Source organism: Streptomyces sp. NPDC049541 (assembly GCF_044465725.1).
GTDB lineage: Bacteria > Actinomycetota > Actinomycetes > Streptomycetales > Streptomycetaceae > Streptomyces.
In genome coordinates this window covers 1291486-1307974 of sequence record NZ_JBITLY010000001.1, presented here as the reverse complement: position 1 = coordinate 1307974, position 16489 = coordinate 1291486, and the positions used below count along the sequence as shown (strand labels likewise).

The 16489-nt window shown below is 70.9% G+C and carries 20 protein-coding genes; 10 read left to right on the top strand and 10 right to left on the bottom strand.

Features of this window, described 5'->3' with window-relative positions:
• Positions 1-30: 30 nt before the first annotated feature.
• The 3 genes from ACIBW9_RS05980 to ACIBW9_RS05970 are packed head-to-tail and all read left to right on the top strand — an operon-like array spanning position 31 to position 1537.
• On the top strand, positions 31-447 hold the full coding sequence (locus ACIBW9_RS05980) for a RidA family protein (RefSeq protein ID WP_398951595.1): 417 nt from the start codon (positions 31-33) through the stop codon (positions 445-447).
• An 8-nt stretch (positions 448-455) separates the two neighbouring features.
• Positions 456-1055, top strand: a complete 600-nt coding sequence (locus ACIBW9_RS05975; RefSeq protein WP_398951593.1) for a gamma carbonic anhydrase family protein — start codon at positions 456-458, stop codon at positions 1053-1055.
• Between the two features lie 11 nt (positions 1056-1066).
• On the top strand, positions 1067-1537 hold the full coding sequence (locus tag ACIBW9_RS05970) for a GNAT family N-acetyltransferase (protein WP_398951591.1): 471 nt from the start codon (positions 1067-1069) through the stop codon (positions 1535-1537).
• A gap of 22 nt (positions 1538-1559) precedes the next feature.
• On the opposite strand, the gene ACIBW9_RS05965 is transcribed toward ACIBW9_RS05970, so the two are convergent.
• The 3 genes from ACIBW9_RS05965 to ACIBW9_RS05955 are packed head-to-tail and all read right to left on the bottom strand — an operon-like array spanning position 1560 to position 4748.
• The gene (locus ACIBW9_RS05965; protein WP_398951589.1) at positions 1560-2531 is read right to left on the bottom strand and encodes an MBL fold metallo-hydrolase; all 972 of its coding nucleotides are present in this window, start codon (positions 2529-2531) and stop codon (positions 1560-1562) included.
• Positions 2518-3279 carry an aspartate/glutamate racemase family protein gene (locus ACIBW9_RS05960; RefSeq protein WP_398951587.1) on the bottom strand — a complete coding sequence of 254 codons (762 nt, stop codon included), beginning with the start codon at positions 3277-3279 and terminating at the stop codon, positions 2518-2520. Before ACIBW9_RS05960 ends, ACIBW9_RS05965 begins: the two co-directional genes overlap by 14 nt.
• Before the next feature lie 5 nt (positions 3280-3284).
• Positions 3285-4748: an NCS1 family nucleobase:cation symporter-1 gene (locus ACIBW9_RS05955; protein WP_398951585.1), complete on the bottom strand. Its 1464-nt coding sequence runs from the start codon at positions 4746-4748 to the stop codon at positions 3285-3287.
• Between the two features lie 148 nt (positions 4749-4896).
• Between ACIBW9_RS05955 and ACIBW9_RS05950 the strand changes: the two genes are divergently transcribed.
• The gene (locus tag ACIBW9_RS05950; RefSeq protein WP_398951583.1) at positions 4897-5568 is read left to right on the top strand and encodes a GntR family transcriptional regulator; all 672 of its coding nucleotides are present in this window, start codon (positions 4897-4899) and stop codon (positions 5566-5568) included.
• A gap of 87 nt (positions 5569-5655) precedes the next feature.
• Here ACIBW9_RS05950 and ACIBW9_RS05945 read toward each other — a convergent pair whose 3' ends face one another.
• On the bottom strand, positions 5656-6348 hold the full coding sequence (locus tag ACIBW9_RS05945; protein WP_398951581.1) for a uracil-DNA glycosylase: 693 nt from the start codon (positions 6346-6348) through the stop codon (positions 5656-5658).
• 73 nt (positions 6349-6421) lie between these two features.
• On the opposite strand from ACIBW9_RS05945, the gene ACIBW9_RS05940 reads away from it, so the two are divergent.
• From ACIBW9_RS05940 to ACIBW9_RS05930, 3 genes are all read left to right on the top strand, one after another.
• Positions 6422-6643 (top strand): hypothetical protein, encoded by a 222-nt coding sequence (locus ACIBW9_RS05940; RefSeq protein WP_398951579.1) that lies wholly within the window; start codon positions 6422-6424, stop codon positions 6641-6643.
• Positions 6644-6682: 39 nt separating this feature from the next.
• The gene (locus ACIBW9_RS05935; RefSeq protein ID WP_398951577.1) at positions 6683-7114 is read left to right on the top strand and encodes an SRPBCC family protein; all 432 of its coding nucleotides are present in this window, start codon (positions 6683-6685) and stop codon (positions 7112-7114) included.
• A 75-nt stretch (positions 7115-7189) separates the two neighbouring features.
• Positions 7190-7711, top strand: coding sequence for an RNA-binding S4 domain-containing protein (locus ACIBW9_RS05930; protein WP_398951575.1), 522 nt, complete (start codon positions 7190-7192; stop codon positions 7709-7711).
• Between the two features lie 53 nt (positions 7712-7764).
• On the opposite strand, the gene ACIBW9_RS05925 is transcribed toward ACIBW9_RS05930, so the two are convergent.
• Positions 7765-8211 (bottom strand): DoxX family protein, encoded by a 447-nt coding sequence (locus tag ACIBW9_RS05925; protein ID WP_398951573.1) that lies wholly within the window; start codon positions 8209-8211, stop codon positions 7765-7767.
• Positions 8212-8310: 99 nt separating this feature from the next.
• Positions 8311-9210 carry an acyltransferase domain-containing protein gene (locus ACIBW9_RS05920; protein ID WP_398951571.1) on the bottom strand — a complete coding sequence of 300 codons (900 nt, stop codon included), beginning with the start codon at positions 9208-9210 and terminating at the stop codon, positions 8311-8313.
• A 69-nt stretch (positions 9211-9279) separates the two neighbouring features.
• Between ACIBW9_RS05920 and ACIBW9_RS05915 the strand changes: the two genes are divergently transcribed.
• Positions 9280-9555, top strand: a complete 276-nt coding sequence (locus ACIBW9_RS05915) for a DUF6343 family protein (RefSeq protein WP_398951569.1) — start codon at positions 9280-9282, stop codon at positions 9553-9555.
• Positions 9556-9562: 7 nt separating this feature from the next.
• Here the strand turns inward: ACIBW9_RS05915 and ACIBW9_RS05910 are convergent, their stop codons facing one another.
• From ACIBW9_RS05910 to rpsA, 4 genes are all read right to left on the bottom strand, one after another.
• Positions 9563-9943, bottom strand: coding sequence for a tetratricopeptide repeat protein (locus ACIBW9_RS05910; protein WP_398951567.1), 381 nt, complete (start codon positions 9941-9943; stop codon positions 9563-9565).
• 50 nt (positions 9944-9993) lie between these two features.
• A complete protein-coding gene (gene coaE / locus ACIBW9_RS05905; protein ID WP_398951565.1) occupies positions 9994-10605 on the bottom strand; it encodes a dephospho-CoA kinase in 612 nt (203 codons plus the stop codon).
• Positions 10606-10650: 45 nt separating this feature from the next.
• The gene (locus tag ACIBW9_RS05900; protein WP_099928070.1) at positions 10651-11589 is read right to left on the bottom strand and encodes a PAC2 family protein; all 939 of its coding nucleotides are present in this window, start codon (positions 11587-11589) and stop codon (positions 10651-10653) included.
• A 273-nt stretch (positions 11590-11862) separates the two neighbouring features.
• Positions 11863-13359, bottom strand: coding sequence for a 30S ribosomal protein S1 (gene rpsA, locus ACIBW9_RS05895; RefSeq protein WP_099928071.1), 1497 nt, complete (start codon positions 13357-13359; stop codon positions 11863-11865).
• 398 nt (positions 13360-13757) lie between these two features.
• Between rpsA and ACIBW9_RS05890 the strand changes: the two genes are divergently transcribed.
• Together ACIBW9_RS05890 and ACIBW9_RS05885 are read left to right on the top strand one after the other, a co-directional pair.
• On the top strand, positions 13758-14579 hold the full coding sequence (locus ACIBW9_RS05890; protein ID WP_398952125.1) for a class I SAM-dependent methyltransferase: 822 nt from the start codon (positions 13758-13760) through the stop codon (positions 14577-14579).
• 4 nt (positions 14580-14583) lie between these two features.
• Positions 14584-16489: helicase-related protein (locus ACIBW9_RS05885; protein WP_398951563.1), on the top strand; the 1906-nt coding region annotated here is incomplete at its 3' end.

Here is a 16489-nt window from a genome sequence, read left to right as displayed (position 1 = left end):
TTGTCCGCCGCCCAGCCAAGGAGCCGCGTCGTGATCCGACGAGTCACCGTCCCTTCCCTCTTCCCGCCGCCCCGCTACTCCCATGCCTCCGTCGTCGAGGCCGGCACCGAGCTCGCCTTCCTCGCCGGCTCCGTCCCCCTCGACGCCGAGGGGAAGCTGGTCGGGGAGGGCGATCCGGTGCGGCAGGCCGAGCAGGTGCTGGCGAACCTCGAGGAGCAACTGCACGCGGTCGGCAGCGATCTGGCGCATGTCGTGGCAACCGAGGTGTACGTCGTCAGCAGTGAGACCGCCGTGCTCTCCGCCGTCTGGGACGTCGTCGAGGCGTCCGGGCTCAGTGTCGGGCCGCACTCGTCGACACTGATCGGCGTGGCGTGTCTGGGGTACACGGGGCAACTGGTGGAGATTACAGCCACCGCCGTGGTTCCCGAGGTTTCCCACGTTTCGTAAGGGGTCGCATGTTGATCGAGCATCGCGGGCGGCGTCCCGTCGTCCCCGATTCCGCGTATGTCGCCCCGACGGCTGTCCTGTGCGGTGCCGTGACCCTCGGCGAGCGGGCCAGGGTGCTGCACGGCGCCGTGCTCACCGCCGAGGACGGGGAGGTCCGCGTCGGCTCGGACGTCGTCGTCATGGAGAACGCGCTGGTGCGCGGGCGGGCCGGGCACCCCGCCTTCATCGGTGATGCCGTGCTCGTCGGACCGCACGCCCATGTCAACGGGGCGACCATCGAGGACGAGGTGTTCGTCGCCACCGGGGCCTCCGTCTTCCCGGGGGCCGTAGCGGGCGCCGGCTGCGAGTTGCGGATCAACAGCGTGCTGCACGTCAACTCGGTGCTGCCGCCCGGCACCGTCCTGCCCATCGGCTGGATCGCGGCCGGGACGCCCACCGCTCGGCTGTTCGCACCCGGTGAGCACGACCAACTCTGGGCCGTGCAGCAGGAGTTGGACTTCCCCGGCACGCTCTACGGCGTCCCGCGGGGCACCTCCATGCGGGACATCATGGCGCGCCAGGTCGACTACTACGGCGCCCATCACCACGACCTCACCCTCAACGACTGACGGGATCACACGTGCCTTCCGAAGCCGCTCCCCCCACTCTCCGCCGAGCCGCCCCGGGCCCCGACGCAGCGGCCGCGGCCGACGTCTGGCTGACCTCCTTCGCCGCCGCCCTGCCCACGGTCGTCAGCCCCCGCTCAGCCGACGAGGTGCGCACCTACTTCCGGGACGTCGTCGTACCCCTGCGCGAGACCTGGGTCGCGGACGCCGGAGCGGAGGGCGGCATCGTCGGTGTGATGGTGCTCCACGACGACGAGCTCTCCCAGCTGTATCTGCGTCCCGACTGGCGTGGGCGCGGTATCGGTGACCGTTTCGTCGCGCTCGCCAAGGAGCGCAGTCCCGGCGGGCTCCGCCTGTGGACCTTCCAGGTCAACAAGCCGGCCCACCGGTTCTACGAGCGGCACGGCTTCGTCGCCGTCGAGTACACGGACGGCAGCGGGAACGAGGAGCGCGAGCCGGACGTGCAGTACGTGTGGCGCCCCTGAACGCCCCTGAACGCCTCGGTGTTCAGGGCTTCCCGGGACCGTAGTCCCGGTAGGCCCAGGCCGCCGCCTGCGCCGCGAGCCCCACCACGTCCACCTCTCCGGTGTCGCCGTCGAGGTGCCGGTATTCGACCGCCGTGAGGATCACGATCCGTTCGCGCAGGCCCAGGTGGTCGTGGAAGCCGGCGGCGAGGATGTCCGCGGCGGCCTCGCCCGCCGGGACGCCAGCCGCGTGGCGGGCGTGCACGAGGGCTTCCAGTTCCCGCAGGTAGGTGACGTGACCGCGGACGTCCTCGGCGCTCATCACCGGTCCGTGGCCGGGAATCACCACCTCGGGCTGCAGGGCCAGGATCGTCTCGCAGGCCGCGGCGACCCGGGCGAGCGGGCCGTCCCAGTGGACGGGGTGGTCCCCTGCGAACAGGACGTCCCCCGCGCACACGACCCGCTGCCCGGGCAGGTGGACCATCAGGTCACCGGCCGAGTGCGCGGGGCCCACCTCGATCAGTTCGGCCTCGATGTCGCCCACGTTCAGGGTGTACCGGCCGGAGAAGGTGGTGGTGGGCGGGACGGCCTCCACGCCCTCGTACGCATAACGGCCGAAGTGCTCGCGCGCGTACCAGCCCAGCGGCTGGTCGGCGGGGGTCTGGTGGGTGAGGAAGTGCATCTGCTGCGGGGAGGGTTCGCGGCAGAGGTGTTCCGCGCTCGCCTTCGTGGCGATGATCTCGGCGCCCGGGAAGCAGCCGTTGCCGAAGGTGTGGTCGCCGTTGACATGGGTGTTGACGATCGTCGTCACGGCGGCCGCACCCGTCGGCAGGACCGGGCGGGCCGCGGCGAGCAGGGCCTCGGTCATCGGCCGGTCGTAGGGGGTGTCGACCAGGGCGGCCTGCTCGCCGGAGGTGATGAGCAGGCAGTTCGCGAAGCCCCAGGTTCCCGCGTGGCCCGGGGACCACAGGTGGAGTCCGTCGGCGACCGGGACGAGTCCGTCAGGAAGGTTCATGGCGCTCATTGTCGGGGACGTTGATCGCGAGTTCGGCCGGCGCCCCCCACGTTCGCCTCTTCGGCACCGGCTTCGCATAGCTGCCCGACCGGCTGGTCGTCAGCTCCAACGCCACCAGTGACTCCGCCAGTTTGACGGCCGCCCCGACCCCGTCCACCACCGGTAGCCCGAGCTTCTCCCCCACCACCCGCTGCAGTCCGGTCATCCCGGCGCACCCGAGCACCAGGACCTCGGCCCCGGCATCCCGCGCCCGTTCGGCAGCCGTCAGGAAAGCGGCCTCCGTGCGGTCAGCGTCGCCCAGGTCGAGCACTCCCAGGCCGGTCCCGACGACGGCGGCGCAGTTGCGCCCGACCCCCGCCAACTCCAGGCTGTCCTCGATCTGGCCGCAGGAGCGCTCCAGCGTGGTCACGACCCCGTACCGGCGCCCCAGCAGGCAGGCCAGATGGGCCGCGGCCTCCGTGATGTCGACGACCGGTACGTCCACCAACTCCCGTACGCCTTCCCGCCCGTGCTCCCCGAAGCCGGCCATCACGACGGCGTCGTACGACGGGCCCTCGTAGGTGCGCAGCAGGTCGATGACGGCCGTGGCCGACAGGTAGCTGTCGAGCCAGCCCTCCGCCGACTCCGGACCCCACGCGGGGGTCAGGCCGAGCACGGTGGTGCCCGGGCCTGCGGCGGCCCGGGCACCTCGTACGATCTCCTCGGTCATCTCCTGCGTGGTGTTGCAGTTGGTGACGACGATCCGCACGTCCGTCAGACCTCCACAGGAGTCGGCCCGGTGGCGCGCTCGGACCGGCAGATCACCAGGTACAGGCCGGCGGCCAGGGCCGTGCCGATGAACCAGGAGTACGGGGCGACGTCACTGAAGGTCTTCACCAGGGCGAGCACCGCCGCGACCGCCGCCGAGGGCAGAAACGCCCACAGGGCCTTGGGGTTGACGCCCTTGCGGTAGTAGTAGCGGGAGCCGGGGCGGGCGTCGAAGAGCTCGTCCACGTCGACGCGGCCGCGCTTGACGAGGTAGTAGTCGACCATGATCACGCCGAACAGCGGGCCGAGGAAGGCGCCGAGGCCACCCAGGAAGTAGTTGACGACCGTGGGGTTGGAGAAGAGGTTCCACGGGGTCACGACCAGGGCCGCCACCGTGCTGATCATGCCGCCGAGCTTGAAGGTGATCTTCTGCGGCCAGACGTTGGCCAGGTCGTACGCCGGTGAGACGAAGTTGGCGACGATGTTGACGCCCATGGTGGCGACGGCGAAGGTGAACGCGGCCACGACCAGCACCCAGGTGTTGCCCACCTTCGCCACCAGCTCCGCGGGGTCCGTGATCGCCTGGCCGAACACCTTCAGCGAGCCGGCCGTGACGATCACCGACACGACCACGAAGGCCGTGGAGTTGATGGGCAGGCCCCAGAAGTTGCCGCGGCGGACCGTCTTGTAGTCGGGCGCGAAGCGGGAGAAGTCGCAGAAGTTGAGCATCAGCGTGCCGTAGGTGGCGAGGATCAGGCCGATCGCACCGAACCACTGACGCCACTGCTCACCGGTGGAGACCGGGTGCGGGGTGGAGGTGAGCGAGATGCTCCAGTCGGCCTTGGACAGGACCCAGACCGCCAGCGCGATCATGACGAGCCAGATCGCCGGGCCGCAGAAGTCCTGGAACTTGCGTACGGACTCCATGCCCTGACTGATGATCAGCGCCTGGACCAGCCAGAGCGACAGGAACGACACCCAGCCAAGGGCGTTGAGCCCCAGGAAGGAGTGGTGCGTCCAGGACTCCAGACCGGGCCAGGCGGCCAGCAGCATCACGTTGACGGCGACGGAGGCGAGGTAGGTCTGGATGCCGTACCACATGATGGCGATCACGGCCCGGATGAGGGCCGGGATGTTGGCGCCCCAGACGCCGAAGCTGATGCGGCTGACGACCGGGAAGGGCACGCCGTGGCGCTGGCCGATCTTCCCCATCCAGTTCATGCCGATGTAGATGAGGACGAAGCCGACGAGCAGGGAGGTGAAGACCTGCCACACGTTCATTCCGAGGACCAGCAGTCCGGCGGCGAAGGTGTAGTTGCCGAGGTTGTGGACGTCGGACATCCACATGGCGAAGAGGTCGAAGACCTTCCAGTTCCGCTTCTCGGCGGGTGCGAGGTCTTCGTTGGTGAGCCGGGGATCGGGGACGAACACTGGTGCGCCGGTGGCTTCGGCGCGGTCGGCCAGGGACACGGGGCCTCCATGTGACGGGAGCGGAGGTGGAGACGGCAGCCGTTTGGTATACCAAACTGCGGACATGGTCCCGCCGTCAAGCATTCCGTCCGATGTCGCGATTGTTAACGCTCGGTAAAACACCCCCGGTGTCGGAGAAGATGGCCTCATGAGCTCCACGACGACGAAGATCGAACCCCTGGGCGCGGTCCGCGAGCGGGTCCTGGCGAGTCTGCGGCAGGAGATCATCGCGGGCAGTCTCCGCCCCGGTGACCGGCTGGTCGAGCGGGAGCTGGCCGACCGTTTCGGCGTCTCCCGGGTGCCGGTCCGCGAGGCGATCCGCGCGCTGGTCACCGAGGGGTTCGTCCACTTCGAGACGCCCCGCCGCACGGTCGTACGCCGTCTCACCCCGCACGACGTCCAGGAGCTGTTCGAACTGCGCGAGGCCCTGGAGGTCTACGCCGCCGGGCTCGCCGCCGCCCGCGCGACACCGCAGGACCTGGCCGAGGTCCAGAAGCTGCTCGACCTCGCGGCCACCGCGACCGAGGCGGGGGACGCGGAAGCGATCACGGACGTCAACAGCCGTCTGCACGACCGCATCGTGGCGATGGCCGGCAACAGCCTGCTGACCGAGGCCCTGGAGCCGGTCGCCGGGCGACTGCGGTGGATGACCCGGCGGAACGAGGAATGGCCTCAACTCCTCGTGGAACACCGCGAGTTGTACGAGGCGATCGCCTCCGGGGACCCGGACCGTGCCCGCGCCCACGCCCTCGCCCATGTGCGGACCAACTACCGCTCGACGGTGCGGCATCTGTTCGGCGAGACCGAGATGCCCGACTGACTTCGCCCTGGACATTCCGGCCCCGACCCGACCGAGGACGCTCTGCTCTCCGGGCACGGCAATGCTCCTACGGCCGTCCCCGCCCCCTCATTTCACGGGCAGTCCCGCCGCCTCCCCCGCCCTGCGCAGCACGTCCCGCAGCATCGCGGGGGTGAGCTTGCCGGTGAAGGTGTTGCGCTGGCTGACGTGGAAGCAGCCGAAGAGGTCGAGGCCGTCGAGCGGCACATGTGCGCCGTGGGCGAAGACGGGCCGTGGCCGGGGCACCGTCCAGCCCGCCTCGGTGAACGCGGGCAGCGCGGCCTGCCAGCCGAAGGCGCCGAGCACGAGGACCGCGCGCAGGGTCGGCCGCAGCAGCGTGAGCTCCTGCACCAGCCAGGGGCGGCAGGTGTCGCGCTCCCCGGGGGTGGGCTTGTTCTCGGGCGGGGCGCAGTGCACGGGCGCGGTGACGCGGACGCCGTGCAGTTCCAGGCCGTCGTCCGCGGTCACCGACGTGGGCTGCGAGGCGAGGCCGACGTCGAACATGGCCCGGTACAACACGTCCCCGGAGCGGTCGCCGGTGAACATGCGGCCGGTGCGGTTGCCGCCGTGGGCGGCGGGCGCGAGGCCGATGACCAGGAGCGAGGCGTCGGCGGGGCCGAAGCCGGGCACCGGGCGCGCCCAGTACGTCCAGTCCTGGAAGGCCGCCCGCTTCGTCCGCCCGACCTCCTTCCGCCACTCCACGAGCCGAGGGCACACGGAGCAGCCCGCGACACGGGCGTCGAGCTCGGCCAGGCTGTCCATGCCCCCACGGTATGACCACCGGATGGGCGGGCGTCGAGCGGCGGGTCCGCCGATCCCGGCCCATGCTGGAGTCATGGACGTGCAACCCCCTGTCGTCGTGCTCGCGCCGCAGGCGGACGGCGGACGGCGCGTGACGATCCGCGGCAAGCGCGTCGGCACCGCCTACACCCTCTTCGACGTGCTGGACTTCGTGCACCGTGCGGGCCTGCCCGCCGACGAGGACCGGGCCGTCGACGACCCCGAGCTGATCGAATGGCGTGGCGGCGGGCCGTACGAGTGGAACGGCACGACATAGCCGCCGGCACGCGCCATGAGCCGAACCTGGAGGTGGGCCATGAGCACCCTCGAAGAACACGTCGATGTCGGAGTTCCGATCGACCAGGCCTGGGACAGCCTCCACCAGGTGGAGAACTACTCACGCTTCGTGGAGGGAGTCCGCGAGGCCCATGCGGAGCCGCAAGGGCGGGCACATCTGGACGTCGAGGCCGGCGGCCGGGGCCGGGAGGTCGACGCCGAGGTCTCCGACCGCTACGGGGAACGCGTCATGGAGTGGCACACCATGGGCACCCCCGAGCTGACGGGCTCCTTCTCCCTGCAGCCGATCGACCGGAACCACACCCGGGTCCAGGCCCGCCTCGAGTACGACCCCGACGCCCTCAGGGCGGCTTTCGGCGGCCCACGGGGCTTCGCCCAGGCGAGCACGATCGAGCGGATCGTCCGCACCGATCTGCAGCACTTCAAGAAGTACGTGGAACGCGGGCGCTGACCCGCGGCTGCGTCGGGCGCCTGTTCCTCCCGGTGCCGGTCGGTTCACCCGCTTCGGAGAGCTAAGGTCGGGAGCATGGCTTCCGAAGCTGATGAGGAGAAGGGCGGGCCGGACCCCGCCGAGCAGCCGGCACCCGAGGCGGTCGACCCCAAGATCGCGGCCGCCATCGCCGCCGCGGAGGCCGCGGGCCCGGCGGACGGTGTGACCGTGCGGATCGACAGCTGGATCTGGGCCGTACGTCTGGCCAAGACCCGTTCGGTCGGCGCGGCCGCCTGCAAGGGCGGCCATGTGCAGGTGAACGGGGTGCGCGTGAAGCCCGCGCACACCGTGCGGATCGGCGACGAGGTGCGCGTACGGCAGGAGGGCTGGGAGCGGATCGTCGTCGTCAAGCGGCTGATCCGCAAGCGGGTGGGTGCCCCCGTGGCCGCCCAGTGCTACATCGACAACTCCCCGCCCCCGCCGCCCCGCCAGCCCTTCGCCGCCCCGGCCGGCATCCGCGACCGTGGCACGGGCCGCCCGACCAAGCGGGACCGCCGCGACATGGAACGCCTGCGGGGGCTCATGGAGGGCGGCAAGCCGAGGCCGAGCGGACGCTGACATACGGGGGTGGCGTCCGGCCCGGGCCGGACGCCACCTGCGTATGTCGGGCCTCACACCCGTCGTCGTACCAGCTTCAGCAGTTCCCCGTTGGAGCCCCGACGGGCCCAGGCGATGAGGGCCAGCGGCACGATCAGGATCAGCGGGGTCGCGGCGTTCTCGCCGTCGAAGACGGTGCTCTGGACGACGAACGCGCCCACCATGAGCCCGCTCAGTGCGATCGCCGCGACCGACTGCAGCACCGGGATCAACAGGGCCACCGCACCGGCCAGTTCGAGGGCGCCGATGGTGTACATGCCCGTGCTGCCCCAGCCGATCTTCGCGAAGGCGTCCACCGCGTAGTGGTTCCCGATCAGCTTGGGCAGGGCGCTCGCGATGCCGTAGAAGAGGGCGAGCAGCACCTGCAGGGTGCGCAGGGCGATCCGGGCGCGCCGGCCGCGGGCGGTCGCGGACTCGGCGACGACGGGGGCCGAAGCGATGCGGGCGGTGGTCTCGGACATGGGGTTCTCCTGTGGTGAGCGGTTCGTCGTGCTGTCACAGGGGTAGACCGGCCGCCGCCCGGGAACTCATCGCCGCCCAGCGGACTTTCGTGGAATTCCCTACAACGGGAGCCATCCGTGCCCGATGTACCAGTGGCGGCCCGCCCTCAGATGGTCGCCGACCGCCCGCTCCACCGCCGTACGCCGGGGCAGGGTCTCGACGGGCAGCTCCGGGTCGCCGAACACGAACTGGACCGGTTCCTTGTCGGCCGGCTCCCGGTCCTCGCGGGCGACCCGGAAGCGGTCCTGGAACCGCACGATGTTGGAGTCCGCCGGCAGATACTCCTTCAACTGCGCATCCAGCAGCCAGGAGTGGCACAGCGCGGCCCGGTACTTCTCCTCGGGGTAGTGCCGCGCGAAGAACTCCGTCGCCAGCGCCAGCGAGCGCTCGCAGGCCGCCGGTGACAGCGGGCCGAGGTAGTCCGGGATGTGGACGTTCAGGCAGGGCGTGCCCGGCGCCACGTCCAGGCCGGCCGCCGCGAGCACCCGCGCGGTGCGCTGCCCGTGCCGTGCCCGCTCGAACTGCAGCCGGCCCAGCTGGTACAGCTCGCCCCGGAAGTGGTGGGTGAGCCACCACGGCGCCTGCACACCCGCCCGGCGGTGCCGTCTGCGATGGACGGCCATGTTCCGTCCGAGGTCGGCGAGGGTGCGCCGGGAGACGTCGTCCGGAACGCCCCGCGCACGGTGGTAGGCACGCGTGTACGGCAGCGCGGCCACGAACACGTACACGGGGAAGCAGCGCTGCAGCGGCCCCGAAGCCCAGTCCAGCTGGGGCAGGTCGACGGCGGTGCCGACCTCTCCCATCCCCCGGACGAGTTCCTCCACCGACCCCTCGAGGGCGCGCAGCAGCTCGGGGTCGTCCGTCACCCGTCGGCCCATCCGTACGAGCTGGTTGATGTCCTCGTGCGGTACGGCGAGGTCCAGCAGCACCTCGGCGAGCTCATCGGCATCCGGCAGCACGCGGCGACCCCCTAGTCCCGTTCCCCTTGGTGAACGTCCGTCCGGAAGAGTACGTTGCAAACAGGAGTGATGATCCCAATGCGTACGGGCAGTGAGCCTACGACCGCGCGCAGTGCACTGCGGGCGCGGTTCTGGCTGAGCGTGTGGGGGCTGGTCTGGGCGATCTTCGGCACGACCGCGTTCGCTCTGGTGGGCCGGCCCGGGTGGGCCGCCGCGTGCGGGGTGCTGTGGCTGGTGGTCACGGTCGACATGACCGTCATCCTCAAACACATGCGGGAGGGCCCGCACTACCAGCCGGGCCGGGACATCCCCCCGTACCGGCCACCGGAGAGCCGGCCTCGCTAGCGGAGGCTCAGGAGTCGAACCGTGCCGCCCTCAGGTACTCCGGGTTGGGGTCGAGCGCGGCCGCCAGCCGGAAATGGCGCTTGGCCTGCTCGGCCTCGCCCCGGCGCTGGTAGGTCCGGGCGAGCGCGAAGTGCGCGAACGCGTTGTCCGGCTCGCGCTCCAGGACGATCGTGAACTCCAGCTCGGCGGGCCGCAGTTGCGCGGCGGCGAAGAAGGCACGCGCGCGCAGCAGCCGGGCCGCGGTGTTCTCCGGGTGGGCGGCGATGACGGAGTCGAGCAGCTTCACCGCGCCCCGCGGGTCCCGTGCGTTGAGCAGCTGCTCGGCGGCACGGAAGTCGATGACATGCGTCTCCGGAGTACGTCCGGTGGAACCGCTGGTCTCGGGCACGGCAGAGTCCTTCCCTCACTCGACGGGTTCAACGCCCCGTTCCGGGGGCCCTATTCCTGCGGTGACCTCTGCGCCCTGCGTACGAGGTCCGCCCAGACCTCCTTCACCCGGGCCTGGAGCTCTTCCAGCGGTACGTCGTTGTCGATCAGGACGTCGGCGATCTCCTTGCGCTGGTCGCGGGTCGCCTGCGCGGCCATGCGCGCGCGTGCGTCCTCCTCGGTCATGCCGCGCAGCCGTACGAGCCGGTCGAGCTGGGTCTCGGGGCTCGCGTCGACGACGATCACGAGGTCGTACAGCGGCGCGAGGCCGTTCTCCGCGAGCAACGGCACGTCGTGGACGACGACCGCGTCCTCGGCGGCCGCCGCCTCGAGCTCCCGGGAGCGCGCGCCCACCAGGGGATGCACGATCGAGTTCAGGACGGCCAGCTTCTCGGGGTCGGCGAAGACGATCGAGCCCAGCTTCGGCCGGTCGAGACCGCCCTCGGCGTCGAGCACCTCCTCGCCGAAGGCCTCCACGACCGCCGCAAGCCCGGGCGTCCCCGGCGCGACGACCTCGCGCGCGATGCGGTCGGCGTCGATCAGCACGGCACCGCACTCGACGAGCAGCCGCGACACCTCGCTCTTGCCGGCACCGATCCCGCCGGTCAGACCCACAGTCAGCATGAGCGGAAGCTTAGGGCCTGCCACTGACAGCGGGACTGCCGGAGGTCAGTTGTCGCCTTCCCGTTCGGCCAGGAAACGTTCGAACTCGAGGCCGATCTCGTCCGCCGACGGGATGTCGACGGGCTCGGCGAGCATGTTGCCCCGGCTCTCGGCGCCCGCGACGGCGTCGTACTGGTTCTCCAGGCCCGAGACGAGCGTGGTGAGCTCCTCGTCGCCCTCCTGGATCTGCCGGTCGATCTCGGTCTGGGTGCGGTGGGCGTCCGTGCGCAGCGAGTGCGCGATGCCGGGGAGCACCAGGCCGGTGGCCGCGGTGATGGCCTCCAGGACGGTCAGGGCGGCGTCCGGGTACGGGGACCGCGCGATGTAGTGCGGGACGTGCGCGGCGACCCCGAGGACGTCGAAACCAGCCTCCATGAGGCGGTACTCGACCAGGGACTCGGCGCTGCCGGGGACCTGCGCCTCGTCGAAGGGGCTGCGGTGGCCCGGGACGAGGTCGGTGCGGTTGCCGTGCGGGGTCAGGCCCACGGGGCGGGTGTGCGGAACGCCCATCGGAATGCCGTGGAAGTTCACGGACAGGCGCACGCCCAGCCGCTCCACGATCTGCTGGACGGCCGCGGCGAACCTCTCCCACTCGACGTCCGGCTCGGGGCCGGACAGCAGCAGGAAGGGCGCCCCGGTGGTGTCCTGGACGAGCCGCACGTCGATGGTGGGCTCCTCGTACTCGGTCCACCGGTCGCGCTTGAAGGTCAGCAGCGGACGGCGGGCGCGGTAGTCCACGAGCCGGTCGTGGTCGAAGCGGGCGACGACCTGGTGGGGCTGCGAGTCGAGGATCCGGTCGACGATCTGGTCGCCGGTCTCGCCCGCGTCGATGTATCCGTCGAAGTGGTAGAGCATGACAAGACCGGCCGACTCCTGGGCGAGCGCCATGTCGACGACAGCCAGCCCCTTCGGCTCCCATGCGTACAAACCCTGCGGATCAAGCACAGTGACCGCTCCTCCTCGTGTTCGTACGTTCCAACGCCCCCTGGAGCAAGGGCATTCCCGCCGGTACGCCTGATCAGCCATCTCTTACGGCGTTTTCATGGCGGGGGGCGCTTTTCATGGCAGGGGAAGGGCAGCGGCTTTCAGGGGCGCGGGGAACTGCGCGAGAAACCCCCACCGGCCCGCAGCTGAGGAACAGCCCCGGGCAACGCTGAAGGGCCGCACCTCGAAAGGTACGGCCCTTCAGTTACCGGCTAAGCCTCAGCGAGCCAGCGTTCAGCTCTGGCCGCCGGCCAGCTTCTCGCGGAGAGCGGCAAGCGCCTCGTCGGAAGCGAGCGCACCGGAGGTGTCCGCACCCTCGGAGGAGTACGAGCCACCGCCCGCGGCCGGAGCCGCACCCGCAGCCTCGCCGCCCTCGGCGGCAGCGGCGGCGTCGGCCTCGCGGCTCTTGATGACCTGCTGCTGGTGCTGCTCGAAGCGGGTCTGCGCCTCGGCGTACTGGCGCTCCCACTCCTCGCGCTGCTTCTCGTAGCCCTCGAGCCAGTCGTTGGTCTCGGGGTCGAAGCCCTCGGGGTAGATGTAGTTGCCCTGGTCGTCGTACGAGGCAGCCATGCCGTACAGGGTCGGGTCGAACTCGACCGAGGCCGGGTCGGCACCGAAGGACTCGTTGGCCTGCTTCAGCGAGAGGCTGATGCGACGACGCTCGAGGTCGATGTCGATGACCTTGACGAAGATCTCGTCGTTGACCTGGACGACCTGCTCCGGGATCTCCACGTGGCGCTCGGCCAGCTCGGAGATGTGGACCAGACCCTCGATGCCCTCGTCCACGCGGACGAACGCACCGAACGGAACCAGCTTCGTGACCTTGCCGGGCACGACCTGACCGATCTGGTGCGTGCGGGCGAACTGCTGCCACGGGTCTTCCTGGGTCGCCTTCAGCGACAGGGAGACACGCTCGCGGTCCATGTCGACGTCGAGGACCTCGACGGTGACTTCCTGGCCGACCTCGACAACCTCGGAGGGGTGGTCGATGTGCTTCCAGGACAGCTCGGAGACGTGGACCAGACCGTCGACGCCACCCAGGTCCACGAAGGCACCGAAGTTGACGATCGAGGAGACCACACCGGAGCGGACCTGACCCTTCTGGAGGGTCGTGAGGAACGTCTGGCGGACCTCGGACTGGGTCTGCTCCAGCCAGGCACGGCGGGACAGGACCACGTTGTTGCGGTTCTTGTCCAGCTCGATGATCTTCGCCTCGAGCTCCTTGCCCACGTAGGGCTGGAGGTCGCGGACACGGCGCATCTCGACGAGAGAAGCCGGCAGGAAGCCACGGAGGCCGATGTCGAGGATGAGACCACCCTTGACGACCTCGATGACGGTACCGGTGACGATGCCGTCCTCTTCCTTGATCTTCTCGATGGTGCCCCAGGCACGCTCGTACTGGGCGCGCTTCTTCGAGAGGATCAGGCGGCCTTCCTTGTCCTCCTTCTGGAGAACAAGGGCCTCGATCTCGTCACCGACGGCGACGACCTCGTTCGGGTCGACGTCGTGCTTGATCGAGAGCTCGCGGCTCGGGATGACACCTTCGGTCTTGTAACCGATGTCGAGCAGGACCTCGTCCCGGTCGACCTTCACGATGACGCCGTCGACGATGTCGCCGTCGTTGAAGTACTTGATCGTCTCGTCGATCGCGGCGAGGAAGGCTTCCTCGTTACCGATGTCGTTGACCGCAACCTGCGGGGTGGTGGCGGTGGTCTCGGTGCTGCTCGTCATGTGGGAAAGGGCTCCGGTACGGACATTGAAGTCGTAGGTACTGCTACGCCGGGAGCCCGTATCGCTCTGAAGAAGCCGGACAGCCAAGGAAGCGCCCCAACAGCCAACTGGAAATCCAGATACTGGTGATGGCGCCTCGACAACCGAGGGGACATACAACAGATGCGAGCGCAGCCTGCTACGTCTGAGGTGCGCAGGCCCGCAGCGCAACTTGTAGCATACGGGGGCAGCCGGACAGGGTCAATGCGCGAACGCGCACACCCGGGGCGGATCGCCGCATACCCGGCACAAGAACTGTCTCTGGAGGCCACGCAGGCCTGAGAGACCTCTTCCGTGACGCCGTCGAGAGGCCGGCTGCGCCATCTGGGTGACGGAAGAGTACGACGAGGGAGCCGATCATCCAAGAGCCCGTATCTTCCGATTCCGCGTTCGAGCCGGAGGCCACCCGCCGCGCGTCCGACGTCACGGAGAGCGCCCGCGCCAACCGGGGCTGGTGGGACCGGAACGCGGACGAGTACCAGGTCGAGCACGGCACGTTCCTCGGCGACGACCGTTTCGTGTGGGGTCCCGAGGGCCTCGACGAGGTGGAGGCGGAGCTGCTCGGCCCGCCGGAGGAGCTCAAGGGCAGGGACGTCCTGGAGATCGGCGCCGGTGCCGCCCAGTGCGCGCGCTGGCTGGCCGCCCAGGGCGCCCGCCCGGTCGCCCTGGACATCTCGCACCGCCAGCTGCAGCACGCGCTGCGCATCGGCGGAACGTTCCCTCTGGTGTGTGCCGACGCGGGCGCGCTGCCGTTCGCGGACGGCTCCTTCGACCTGGCGTGCTCGGCGTACGGGGCGCTGCCGTTCGTCGCCGATCCGGTGCGGGTCCTCACGGAGGTGCGGCGGGTGCTGCGCCCGGGCGGGCGTTTCGTCTTCTCGGTGACCCACCCGATCCGCTGGGCGTTCCCGGACGAGCCGGGCCCCGAGGGCCTGTCCGTGTCCGCTTCCTACTTCGACCGCACGCCCTACGTCGAGCAGGACGAGGAGGGCCGCGCGGTCTACGTCGAGCACCACAGGACGCTCGGCGACCGGGTCCGGGACGTCGTCGCGTCGGGTTTCCGGCTGGTGGACCTGGTCGAGCCGGAGTGGCCGGCCTGGAACACCTCCGAGTGGGGCGGCTGGTCGCCGTTGCGCGGAAACCTGATCCCGGGGACCGCGATCTTCGTGTGCGTACGAGACTGAGTGCGTGATCCGTTACGACGCCTTGGACGCGCTGCCGGTACGTGGTGCGCTGCCCGCCTTGAGCGCTGCGCTGGAGGGGCACGGCACCGCCGTTCTGGTGGCGCCGCCCGGTACCGGCAAGACGACGCTGGTGCCCTTGGCGCTGGCCGGGCTGCTCGGGGACGGGCCTGCGCGCCGCGTGGTCGTGGCCGAACCGCGCCGTATCGCGGCCCGTGCCGCTGCCCGGCGCATGGCGTGGCTGCTGGGCGAGAAGGCCGGCGGGAGCGTCGGCTACACCGTGCGCGGCGAGCGGGTCGTCGGACCACGCGCCCGCGTGGAGGTCGTGACGACCGGGGTGCTGCTGCAGCGGCTGCAGCGCGACCAGGAGCTGGCCGGTGTGGACGTGGTGGTGCTCGACGAGTGCCATGAGCGGCATCTGGACGCGGACACCGCGGCGGCCTTCCTGTGGGACGTACGGGAGATGCTGCGGCCGGAGCTGCGGCTGGTGGCCGCGTCGGCGACCACGGACGCCGAGGGGTGGGCGCGGCTGCTGGGCGGCGCACCGGTGGTCGAGGCGGAGGGCGTCTCCCACCCCGTGGAGGTGATCTGGTCCCCGCCGGCCCGTCCGGTACGGCCACCGCACGGCATGCGGATCGATCCGGCGCTGCTCGCACACGTGGCGTCGACGGTCCGGCGGGCGCTGGCCGAGCGGGACGGGGACGTGCTGTGCTTCCTGCCGGGCGTGGGCGAGATCGCGCGCGTGGCGGGGCAGTTGGGGGACCTGGGCGGCGTCGAGGTGCTGCAGGTGCACGGTCGGGCGCCGGCCGCCGTGCAGGACGCGGTGCTGACCCCGGGTGAACGGCGCCGGGTCGTGCTTGCCACCTCGGTGGCCGAGTCGTCGCTGACGGTTCCGGGTGTGCGGGTGGTCGTCGACTCGGGGCTGGCGCGCGAGCCGCGTGTCGACCACGCGCGCGGGCTGAGCGCGCTGACGACCGTACGGGCCTCACAGGCGGCCGGACGGCAGCGGGCGGGGCGGGCCGGGCGTGAGGCGCCGGGGGCGGTGTACCGGTGCTGGACGGAGGCCGAGGACGCCCGTCTGCCGCGTTTCCCGGCACCGGAGATCAAGCTGGCCGACCTGACGGCGTTCGCCCTGCAGACGGCGTGCTGGGGCGATCCGGAGGCGTCCGGGCTGGCGCTGCTGGACCCGCCGCCGGGCGGTGCGATGGCGGCGGCGCGGGCCGTCCTGACGGCGATCGGGGCGGTGGACTCCGCCGGACGGGCCACGGAGCGGGGCGCCGCGCTGGCCCGGCTCGGGGTGCACCCGCGGCTGGGGCGTGCCTTGCTGGACACGGCCGGCGAGGGCGCCGAAGCAGTGGCACTGCTCTCCGAGGAGCCGCCACGCGAGTACGGCGACGACCTGACCACCGCTCTGCGCACCGCCCGCCGCGGCGTCGACGCCTACGCAACACGGTGGCGCACGGAGGTACAGCGCCTGCGGGCGGTCGCGAAGGAGTTCCCACGGCCGTCCATCGAGGCACCTCCTCTGGCACCGGGAAACACCGACGGCCTGCCCCTTCTGGCACCGGGAAACACCGACGGCCTGCCCCTTCTGCCACCGGGAAACACCGACGGCCCGCCCCGCACGGCCGGCAGCGATGCGACACGCCCCGAGCAGGCGCAGCACCTGCGGGCCGTCGCGAACGAGCCCGCACGGCCATCGGCCGGAGGGCCCGTTCCGGGGGCTGGAGGCGCCGACACCTCGCCCCGGAGGACCGGCCACGACGCGACCGCCGTACCTCCACGCCCCGACCAGGCACAGCAGACCGCCGCGAACAAGCCCGCACGGCCATCGGCCGGAGGGCCCGTTCCGGGGGCTGGAGGCGCCGACACCTCGCCCCGGAGGACCGGCCACGACGCGACCGCCGTACCTC

Excerpts from the sequence above, each read along its gene's own strand:
- ACIBW9_RS05975 (WP_398951593.1), top strand. The coding sequence starts at position 456 with ATGTTGATCGAGCATCGCGGGCGGCGTCCCGTCGTCCCCGATTCCGCG.
- ACIBW9_RS05965 (WP_398951589.1), bottom strand. The coding sequence starts at position 2,531 with ATGAACCTTCCTGACGGACTCGTCCCGGTCGCCGACGGACTCCACCTG.
- ACIBW9_RS05950 (WP_398951583.1), top strand. The coding sequence starts at position 4,897 with ATGAGCTCCACGACGACGAAGATCGAACCCCTGGGCGCGGTCCGCGAG.
- ACIBW9_RS05945 (WP_398951581.1), bottom strand. The coding sequence starts at position 6,348 with ATGGACAGCCTGGCCGAGCTCGACGCCCGTGTCGCGGGCTGCTCCGTG.
- ACIBW9_RS05940 (WP_398951579.1), top strand. The coding sequence starts at position 6,422 with ATGGACGTGCAACCCCCTGTCGTCGTGCTCGCGCCGCAGGCGGACGGC.
- ACIBW9_RS05935 (WP_398951577.1), top strand. The coding sequence starts at position 6,683 with ATGAGCACCCTCGAAGAACACGTCGATGTCGGAGTTCCGATCGACCAG.
- ACIBW9_RS05930 (WP_398951575.1), top strand. The coding sequence starts at position 7,190 with ATGGCTTCCGAAGCTGATGAGGAGAAGGGCGGGCCGGACCCCGCCGAG.
- ACIBW9_RS05925 (WP_398951573.1), bottom strand. The coding sequence starts at position 8,211 with ATGTCCGAGACCACCGCCCGCATCGCTTCGGCCCCCGTCGTCGCCGAG.
- ACIBW9_RS05915 (WP_398951569.1), top strand. The coding sequence starts at position 9,280 with ATGATCCCAATGCGTACGGGCAGTGAGCCTACGACCGCGCGCAGTGCA.
- coaE (WP_398951565.1), bottom strand. The coding sequence starts at position 10,605 with ATGCTGACTGTGGGTCTGACCGGCGGGATCGGTGCCGGCAAGAGCGAG.
- rpsA (WP_099928071.1), bottom strand. The coding sequence starts at position 13,359 with ATGACGAGCAGCACCGAGACCACCGCCACCACCCCGCAGGTTGCGGTC.